Source organism: Desulfovulcanus sp. (genome assembly GCF_982781345.1).
On the sequence record NZ_CEYAEZ010000014.1, the window covers coordinates 36,561 to 46,332 of the forward strand.

7 protein-coding genes are annotated in these 9,772 nt (G+C 39.0%); 4 read left to right on the top strand and 3 right to left on the bottom strand.

The window, feature by feature from the left end:
- Position 1 precedes the first annotated feature (1 nt).
- From AC3WVG_RS03855 to AC3WVG_RS03870, 4 genes are all read left to right on the top strand, one after another.
- A complete protein-coding gene (locus AC3WVG_RS03855; protein WP_488796860.1) occupies positions 2–1,036 on the top strand; it encodes a beta-ketoacyl synthase N-terminal-like domain-containing protein in 1,035 nt (344 codons plus the stop codon).
- 312 nt (positions 1,037–1,348) lie between these two features.
- A complete protein-coding gene (locus tag AC3WVG_RS03860) occupies positions 1,349–1,750 on the top strand; it encodes a DUF1844 domain-containing protein (RefSeq protein ID WP_488796861.1) in 402 nt (133 codons plus the stop codon).
- 441 nt (positions 1,751–2,191) lie between these two features.
- Entirely contained in the window at positions 2,192–3,244 is a 1,053-nt protein-coding gene (gene argC, locus AC3WVG_RS03865) for an N-acetyl-gamma-glutamyl-phosphate reductase (RefSeq protein WP_488796862.1), read from the top strand.
- Positions 3,245–4,483 carry an EAL and HDOD domain-containing protein gene (locus AC3WVG_RS03870; protein ID WP_488796863.1) on the top strand — a complete coding sequence of 413 codons (1,239 nt, stop codon included), beginning with the start codon at positions 3,245–3,247 and terminating at the stop codon, positions 4,481–4,483.
- 186 nt (positions 4,484–4,669) lie between these two features.
- On the opposite strand, the gene AC3WVG_RS03875 is transcribed toward AC3WVG_RS03870, so the two are convergent.
- From AC3WVG_RS03875 to lhgO, 3 genes are all read right to left on the bottom strand, one after another.
- Entirely contained in the window at positions 4,670–6,601 is a 1,932-nt protein-coding gene (locus tag AC3WVG_RS03875) for a TRAP transporter permease (RefSeq protein WP_488796864.1), read from the bottom strand.
- Positions 6,602–6,728: 127 nt separating this feature from the next.
- On the bottom strand, positions 6,729–7,742 hold the full coding sequence (locus AC3WVG_RS03880; RefSeq protein ID WP_488796865.1) for a TAXI family TRAP transporter solute-binding subunit: 1,014 nt from the start codon (positions 7,740–7,742) through the stop codon (positions 6,729–6,731).
- Positions 7,743–7,958: 216 nt separating this feature from the next.
- Positions 7,959–9,152 carry an L-2-hydroxyglutarate oxidase gene (gene lhgO, locus AC3WVG_RS03885; protein ID WP_488796866.1) on the bottom strand — a complete coding sequence of 398 codons (1,194 nt, stop codon included), beginning with the start codon at positions 9,150–9,152 and terminating at the stop codon, positions 7,959–7,961.
- Positions 9,153–9,772: the final 620 nt, after the last annotated feature.

Here is a 9,772-nt window from a genome sequence, read left to right on the forward strand (position 1 = left end):
TATGCGAATTGCTATTCAGGGGATAGGATTGGTCGGTGGATTTGGATGCGGTGTAGATGCCTTGGTGGATGCCTTGTGTACCCAAAAAGTTCATCCCAAGTATTTGCCGGTTTCTACTCAAAAGGGCGTGGTTAACTTGCCTGTTTTTCTTGCCGACACTGCTCCGCTTGAAAAGTTCGTATCCAAAAAGTCCTTGCGTAGAGTAGATCACTTTTCTCAGATGGCCCTTTTAGGTGCATTTTTAGCCCTTCAAGATGCGGGAAAAATTGATAGTAAAGATAGAATAGGCATTATAATTTCTACTGGTTATGGTCCTGCTCAAACTACATTTAGTTTTTTAGATTCTATTCTTGATTATGATGTGACCTGCGCCTCTCCCACATCATTTTCAAATTCGGTTCATAATATTGCCGCCACTAATATTGCAATAAGTTTGGGTCTAAATGGTCCGGCAATTACTGTGAGTCAGTTTGATACTTCTTTTCAATCAGCCCTGATAACAGCAAAGGCCTGGCTAGAAGAGGGTAGAGTCAATGGGGTCCTGCTTGGTGGAGTTGATGAATACTGTGAAATGCTTGGTTATTGTTATTATAGATTTTGTATAGAAAATGTACATAAGAATATTGAAACAATAGATATAACCCGAAATAATATTCCACTTGGTGAAGGTGCGGTATTTTTTTATTTAACACAAGAAAAAAACATGCGTTCAAGCTATGCTTATATCCAAGATATAGTTGTAGGAAAATGTTTCAATAATAAATTGAACGATTTAGAGAATTCAATAATAATAGTTGGTTGTCCTTCTTGTGGTATAAATAAAGAGTATGATTATTGGGTACCTCTACAAGATGTAATGTATTCATTTTCTCATTTATATGGTATTATGCCAGTAGGATTCGCATTTGATATGGCTGTTGCATCAATTCTTTTAAAGAAAAGGCAAATATTTAGTATGAAGCATAATAAATTGTTGACAAGAATTGTCGTTGCAAATTATCAATATGATACATTGGTAGAAATTCAATCAAACTGACCTAACTATGTTGTATGCAATAAGTCGACACTAGAAGTTTTTTTGATTTATATTAACCTAAATTAAGCGATTTTTAATTGAGTTTTACATTAAACATATTGGAATAAAAGTAGATTTTGAGCCAGCGATTTTCATAGATAGGTGAGATTGCCACGGGCAGCTTCGCTGCACTTGCAATTAAAGGGTGGAAGCTAAGTCATTGCGAGGAGCGTTAGCCTTGATGCAATTTCAGACTTTAAACTGCAAAAAAACCACAATTTGTGATTAATCAAGCATCTGCCGAATTAGAATCACAATTGAAGGAGGGCTGTTATGAGTCAGGAAAGTGAAAAGATAAAAGTTAATGACCGTAGAATTAAGTTTGATGATGAGAGTCAGGAGGTACCTCCTGAAAGTGAAGCTAAAAAAATAGAGCGTAAGAAAATGGCCAAAGATTATGAACAGGCAGCAAAGCAAGAGACAACGAACTTGCCTAAGGTGGATTTTACCACTTTTATTCTTTCTTTAAGTTCGTCAGCCCTTATGCATTTAGGAGAGGTACCTGAGCCGGAATCCGGACAGGTAAATGTCAACCTGGCCATGGCCAAGCATACTATTGATGTTTTGGCGATGCTTGAGGAAAAGACCAGGGGCAATTTAACTCCTCAAGAAGATCGACTGCTTAAGGATGTTCTCTTTGAAGTACGAATGAAGTTTGTGCAGAAGGCAAAGTAAACTAGCTGATTCAGCGAAGGCGTAAGGCGCAAGACATAAGGTAAATTGGCTGGAAAGTCTTTTTTGAGTCTGTGGCCAAACCCTACTCAGAGGATAATTTTTCGTAATTTTTTCAATCCTGATTTCTTTCATACTGGTACAAATGTCTGGACCCATCTATAGCTTGCTTGCGGGCAGAGCATAATGGGGCATTTAGGATAAATGAATATTCTGTTTATTGTTGATAGTTATGGCAAATAGTCCCAGATATTTAGCTTTGTCACCTCGATGCTCTGCTTATCCGCAAGCTTCGTCAAGATGGGTTACCCAGCCCTTTGCAATGCTTTCAAGAAACCAGGATTTCTAATCTGGTAGTCAAAATGGCGTTTGGTCACAGACTCTTTTGCGCCTTATGCCTTTAATTCTTTTTTTACTTTTCAAACTTTAACCGGGATAGAAAAGATGGAAAAAATAGCTGTTGGGATAGTTGGGGTAACTGGTTATACAGGCATGGAACTGGTTCGCCTGTTACAGTATCATCCTTATTTTGAACTGGTTCAGGTTACTTCGCGACAGGAGGCGGGCAGGGCCTTGCAGGAGATTTATCCTTTTTTGGAGGGCACAAGCTTGGGCCTTTTGCCTATTACTATACCGGATCCGGAACTTATGGCCAGAGATTGCGACTTGGTTTTTCTGGCAGTGCCGCATGGAACGGCTATGAATATAGCAGCTGAGTTTTTAAAGCTTGGCGTTAAAGTTGTTGATTTAAGTGCAGATTTCCGGCTAAAAGATAAGGACGTCTATGCTACATGGTATAATGTGGAACATACTCAGGAAGAGTTTTTACAAGAGGCTGTTTATGGTCTTCCAGAAATATATGAGTCAGAAATCGCAAGGGCCAGACTTATAGCCAACCCCGGATGTTACCCTACTTCGGCAATTTTAGCGTTATATCCGGCCCTTAAATTTGAACTTATTGATAGTGACCAAATTATTATTGACAGTAAATCCGGTGCATCGGGGGCAGGACGGTCGGCAAAAATAGGGACTCTTTTTTGTGAAGTATATGATAATTTCCGAGCTTATAATTTGGGTAAACATAGACATACCCCTGAGATTGAACAGGAGCTAACCTTTGCCTGCGGAAAAAAAATTTTAGTTTCTTTTAGTACGCATTTACTGCCGATAAACAGAGGGATTTTGACAACTGTTTATGCTCCTTTAAAGAAAAAAAGTTCCGTTGATGAGATAATTAATATTTATAAGCGATTTTATAAAAATAAAAATTGGATACGCATCCTTCCTCGTAATATTTTGCCTGAGACTCGCCATGTCAGAGGGACCATGTTTTGTGACCTGGGGCTAGTGAAAGATGAGCGTACAGAGAGGCTTATTATTGTATCGGCCATAGATAATTTGTGTCGAGGAGCATCAGGTCAGGCCATTGCCAATGCCAATCTTATGTATGGATTTGATGCGCAAACCGGCTTAAATCAGCCCGCGTTGGTACCATAGATGAATAAAGAAGATTTTTGGGAACCTATTTTTGTGGCTAGGCAGCCCATATTTGACCGAGAGCAAGATATTTGGGGTTATGAACTGCTCTTTAGACACAGCCAGGAAATGAACACGGCTAATATTGTCGACGGCGAGTTAGCTACACAAAAGGTTATTGCTGATGGGTTTGCTTTGGCGAAATTTGGACTGCCGGAAAATGTAAAATGCCTGATCAATTTTCCCAAGAAACTTCTTATCGAAGACTTCGCTTTTGCCCTTCCCCCTGAGACAAGTGTCATTGAAATCCTGGAGACCGTTAAGCCTGAACCAGAAATAATCGCTGCATGTAAAAGGTTAAAGCAAGCTGGTTACTTACTGGCTCTGGATGATTTTGTTGGACAGCCAGGCTATGAGCCTTTGCTAATGTTAGCTGATGTGGTCAAGGTGGATGTGATGCAGTTAACCAGAGCTCAGTTTGAGGAGCTGGCTGCTCGCTTAAAGAAGTATTCCTGTCTGATGTTAGCGGAAAAGGTGGAAGATGGTCGTATGTTCAAGTTGGCAAAGCGTTTGAACTTTGATCTCTTTCAAGGTTTCTTTTTCAGCCGACCAGAGGTTCTTGCCGGGAAGAAATTGTCAGTTGAGGAACTGACCAAGCTACGATTATTGAAGGAGTTGAGCAGGGATGACTTTGAGTTTTCTGAAATGGCTGAGATTGTGCAAAGAGATGTTTCTCTGACCTATCGTCTTCTAAAGTACATAAACTCTGCTGCCTTTGGCTTGAGCAATAAAATCGAATCCATAACCAGGGCCATGACTTTGCTGGGAAAAAAAAGATTACTAAAGTGGTTGAGAGTAGTTATTTTGTCTGAGATGAGTAGCGGCCCAAGCGGTAGAGAGGTAGTCCTTCTTTCTGCTCAAAGGGGGCGTTTTTTGCAACTTTTGGCCTTGAAAGGGCAGAGTAAATTGGAGCCTGAGGCCATGTTTTTATTGGGTTTTTTATCTCTTTTAGATGTACTTTTGAAACAGCCGATGACTGAGCTAGTGCAGGAGTTGCCTTTAGATGAAGAGATTAAGAAAGGCCTGATTGATGAAGAACATCCATGTCACAGATGGTTGGACTTGGCTCGGGCCCAGGAGAAAGGTGATTGGCCAAAAGTGGCTGAACTAATCGAGGTTTTGAGGCTTGACCCTTCTGAGACAGCCATTTGTTTTACCAAAGCCTCTCTGTGGGCTCACGAAATTTTAAAAACGTCTTGAAGCAATTTCTCTTACAATTTATCAATAAAATACATTTTATTTTGCCATATCTTTGCGACAGGTGGGCAGTAGATTAACAATAAAAAAGCCGTGGGTTTAACCACGGCTTTTTTGTTGTTAATCATGGACGTAGTATGTCTATCCTATTTTTAGTTGCGAATTCTCTCTTTAATATACTAGTACTTGCTAGGGAAGCGAATCAAGCTCAGGAACTTTTTGTTGAGCCAATTTTTGAAAGGCAAAAATTAAGACAAATAATATTAATCCTCCTGCATGGAATTTGATATTTGGATAAAGTAACAAAAACGATGCTACAATGCTTAAAACTCTTTCCAGAATGTTTAGTTTTTTAGCAAAATAGCCTTCAAAAAATAAGGCAAAGCAAAATAACCCTATAAGGGATGTAATTACAGTTTCAATAACCATTACGATAGAGCCTTCAAAGAGGATAGGAGTATAAACAAAGAGTAATGGAATTATATAGAGTCCCTTAGCTAGTTTCCATGCTTCAAAACCAGTTTCCAGAGGCTTGCTGCCAGATATTCCCGCTGCTGAATAGGCCGCCAAACAGACCGGAGGAGTTACATTGGCGTCCTGAGAATACCAAAAGATTAACATGTGGGCTGCTAATAAACTTGAGCCCAGCATGGTCATTGCTGGCGCAGCTAATACGGCAAGTACGATATATGATGCTGTTACCGGCAGACCCATCCCTAAGACTAATGAGGCCAGCGCAATTAAGATAATGGTTATGAAGAGGCTTCCGCCGGCAAGTGAAGATATAAGCATAGAGAACTTGATTCCCATGCCTACGAGAAGAACTATACCGATAACGATTCCAGAACATAGCAGAATAACCCCGGTAGTAACCATATTTTGAGCGCCCAAGGCAAGGGCGTCGACTATATCTTTGAAGCTCATCCTAGTATGTTTGTTCAGCCAGCTAGAAACAACTATCGCAGCTATACCAGCACAGGCAGCAAAGGTTGGGGTAAACCCATACATTAAGAAGCCCATCAAGACTAAGATAGGAATAAAGAAGTTCCATCCTTGCCTGAGTACTTCAGTGACTTTGGGGATTTCTTCTTTTGTTAAAGGTTTCAAGCCAATTTTTTTGGCCCTTAAATGGATAAAAAAAGCGATGGTTAGAAAGTACATGATTGCCGGAATAAAAGCGACGGATACGATTTTTAGATAAGAGATTTGAGTCCATTGGCTCATGATAAACGCGCCAGCGCCCATAATGGGAGGCATAAGTTGGCCGCCAGTGGAGGCTGCAGCTTCAACAGCTGCTGCAAATTTAGCAGGAAATCCAACTTTTTTCATCATGGGTATAGTAATGGAACCGGTTCCAACTGTATTGGCCACTGCACTTCCTGAAACACTTCCCATTAGGCCGCTTGCAAAAACTGCCATTTTAGCAGGACCACCAATGGTTCGTCCCATCAAGGACACGGCTAGCTTGATGATAAAGTCTCCCGCACCTGACTTGATGAGAAAGGCTCCAAATAAAACAAAGAGAAAGACAAATGTTGAAGAGATAGTAGCGATAGTGCCAAAAATGCCATCAGGGGCAAAATACATTCTATATAAGAATCTTTCCCAGGTAACACCTGGAAAATTCCACAGTCCTTCAAAATATTGCCCAAGGAAAAGAGCATACATTAGAAAAAAGATAGAGAGTATAGGTATTAACCAACCTGAAGTTCTCCTTGTTATTTCAAGCATCAAAATAATTGCTATTCCGGCAGAGATAAGATCAATTATAGTTGGTACTTCATTTCTTGCGTGCAGGGCGTCTTCAAAGAGGACAAGATATATGGCAACGGCAAGAGACATGACAGCAAGCAGAAGATCAAACTTAAATGTCTTGTGAGCTTTTTTAGGGAACATGGGGTAAATGATGAAACCCAGGAAAAGGATGAGACCGTAATGCACAGCATTTCTCTGAATTTCCGGCATGATGCCTATGGTATTTATCCAGAGATGAAATAGGGAGGTGAATACGGAAAACCAGTAAACAAGAGCTGAAGTGGTTGAGCCCAGAGTCCTTTTAGTAGTGATTACTTCTCCACTAGTGTCTTGAACAGTACTTGTTTTGTTTTTTTTCTTAATCATATAACTGACCCTACATGCTTGTGATGGTAAACAAAAGAAATCATTACGACAGATAAGAGCTAGAAATTTGAATATTAAAAGCAATCCTCTAAGATTTAAGGGCGGGGATTGCCCGCCCTCACCACTATTATTCGGCCTTTAACAAGTAATCAGGAATTTTTATCCCCTTTTCTTTATAATATCTTGCAGCCCCAGGATGTAAAGGGACTGGCAGACCTCTCACCGCCTTTTCAAGACTCATGGCCTTAGTGGCTTTGTGGATGTTGTGTAGAAAAGGAAGGTTTTCATATATAGTTTTGGTGATTAAATAAACTGTCTCTTCGGGAACGTCAGGCCTAACTGCCAAAAAGTTAGGTTGGGCTATAGTATGAATATCTTCTGATTGACTTGGGTAGGTTCCCTTTTTGATTACATATCTGTTCCATATTGGATAAATTTTACGCACTTTTTCCAATTGTTCGTCAGTAAATTCAAGCACTTTTATCTTTTTTTCGCCTAATTGTGCGTATAATTGAGTAACGGCTGAGACAGGAGGTCCAGCAGGAATATTGGCGCCTGCGATTCTTCCATCCATCATGGCTTGTGCAGAAGGATTGTAGCCTAAATATTCAGGGATAAGATCTTTTCCTATTTCGATTCCCAATGCTTTGAATATAGTTCTCCCTGAGCCCTCTGTACCGCTACCTCTTTTGCCGATAGAAAATTTTTGACCAAGTCCTTTTAGGTCATATAAATTTCCAGATTTGACGTATTTTTTTAAAAGAACAAAGTGCTCTACATTTTCCCACAACATAGTAATTGAGCGAAAGTCTTTAATAGGATTCCCTTTATATAAGCCTTCGCCGTTATAGGCCATGGAACCAAAAAGGGCCTGCAGAATTGCAAGCTGGGCTTCGTTATTCTTTAGCATCTGGACATTCTCACCTGATCCTGCCGAGTTGATGGCGGTAGCTGTAATTTTATATTTTTTAGCAAGTTTGATGCTAACAAGTGTTCCGATAGCTACTCCAACCGGATAGTAAGTGCCGCCTGTACTAGCTGTAGCTATGATCAGGCTCTGTCGACCAGCTTGAGAAGGTTTTACATCAAAACTTAGTACCAAAGTTAGTGCAATAAATGCAAACAGAATTTTTTTGACCACTTCTGCCTCCTTTTAGTTAATGTTTGTCCTAAATTTTATTTCGACTAACCCCCAACCGACTTTTAAGATGCGCCTGCAAAAACTACATTTTTGCAGACTTTGTTCAATGTTCAATGTTTTCCAACAGTTATGCGCTAAGAATTTTGTAAAAAAATCAGTTTTTTGGTTTTTGCAGTAACATCTTTTAAACTTGTTTTGGAATTAAATATCTGAAACCTAATTAAAATTATGTTCGGATTCTTTAATGACAAATTCGGCAAAGGCAAAGGCTGTTGTAAAAGCTGGTGATACGGAGTTTAGAACATGAGTTGAATTTTCTGCGTGTTCCACTACAAAATCCATGACAAGCTGGTTAGTTTGTTTATTTAAAAGTTGAGCCCTGATCCCTGGTTGTAAATAATTTCCGAAATTATTCACATCTAACTGCTTAACAAGTTTTTTGGCTTCATTTATAAAAAAGTTGCGATCGTATTTCTTAATTTCACTAAGGGCTAGAGACCTGAAATTGAAGCTATTAGATATGAATAGCTTGGATTGACAGGCAATAATTTCAAGAAATTCGCTGAGATTGAATCTTTCTTTTATGGTATAATTTTCTCGCCAAAATGCTGGTATGGCTGTGGGTCCTATTTTGACATGGTTGTTCACTGTTTTAGTAAAGTGAACTCCGAGAAAGGGGTTTTTTAAATTTGGAACAGGGTAGATATGTCTTTTAATGAGGTCGTCATCATTGTAGGCTAAATAGATTCCTTTGAATGGTAAAACTGTATATTGTTGCCCAATCCCAAATGAATGGGCAATTTTGTCTGCATAGAGTCCTGCTGCATTATATAGGTACTTAAACTTAATCTTTTCCTTATTGGTGGTAACTTGTTTGTTCTTTACTTTTAGAAAAATTCTATTAAATAGAATTCGGACATTTTTAGGAAAATTAGAGGCAATATGCTTGCAAACCAACTTTGGATTAACTGTCGATGTTGTGGGCGAAAACAATGCTTTTGTACAGGTTTTAGCGTTGGGCTCAATTTCGTTTAACTCTTTTTCATCAATAATTTCAAGCAGTACTCCATTTGTATCCCCGCGACGCTTTAACTCATATATACCATCTAACTCCTTTTCATCGACAGCAACAACGACTTTTCCACATTGATTGATAGGAATATTATTTTCTAGACAGTACTCAGTTAATGCCTTGTTTCCTTTAACAGTAAATTTTGCTTTTAGGGTATTAGCGTCATAGTAAAAACCTGCATGCAAAACTCCGCTGTTGCGTCCACTGGCATGGAAAGCTACTTCACTTTCTTTCTCAACTATAGTTATTTTTAGGTTGGAAAATTTTCGAGTCAGTTCACGCGCAAGACTTAATCCCACGATCCCTGCTCCTACAATCAGAATATCTGTTTCGAGCATAATCTCCTCATAATATTGATAAAATGATTAGGATTCTTCATTGATGGTTTAGTTCTTTTGATTATTTGAGAGAAAGTTGTCTAACTTATCTTTAGAGTTCACAGATTAACATTAATTGTATAAATGAATTATTATTAGACATTGAAAGAGGGACGATTCAGTATTTTTTCGGTAAACGGTATTATTTTGTCGGTTAAAAGGCTTAAGTGGGCTGTGAGATGGTTTCTTTGACAAAATTACAACTTGAACCGGTTGATTATGGAGGAATGGAGGAAGCTTCTGTGGTTAATTGTCGATGGATGGAAAATAACGTTAGGCTAGGTAAGAGTTAAATAAAATGAGATGCTAAGGTTCGGTTAAAATTCTTAATAAAGGCGGTGGTTTCGGGGTTCGGTTTTCTTGTTTATGTTTTTGCTTAAATAATGCAGTCAGATTGCAGTTAGTGAATAAATTTAGTTGAAGAATTTGGACCATTATCTGAAGACTTTGAGAAATTTTTGAAGTGAATTTTAAATAGGATGACAAGAGATAAGGCGATAGAGCCTGTGGCTGAACCTTTTTATCACTTAACCCAAGTTTCCACGGAAGCGCCAAAATTTAGCAAATTTTGGCCAAATTTT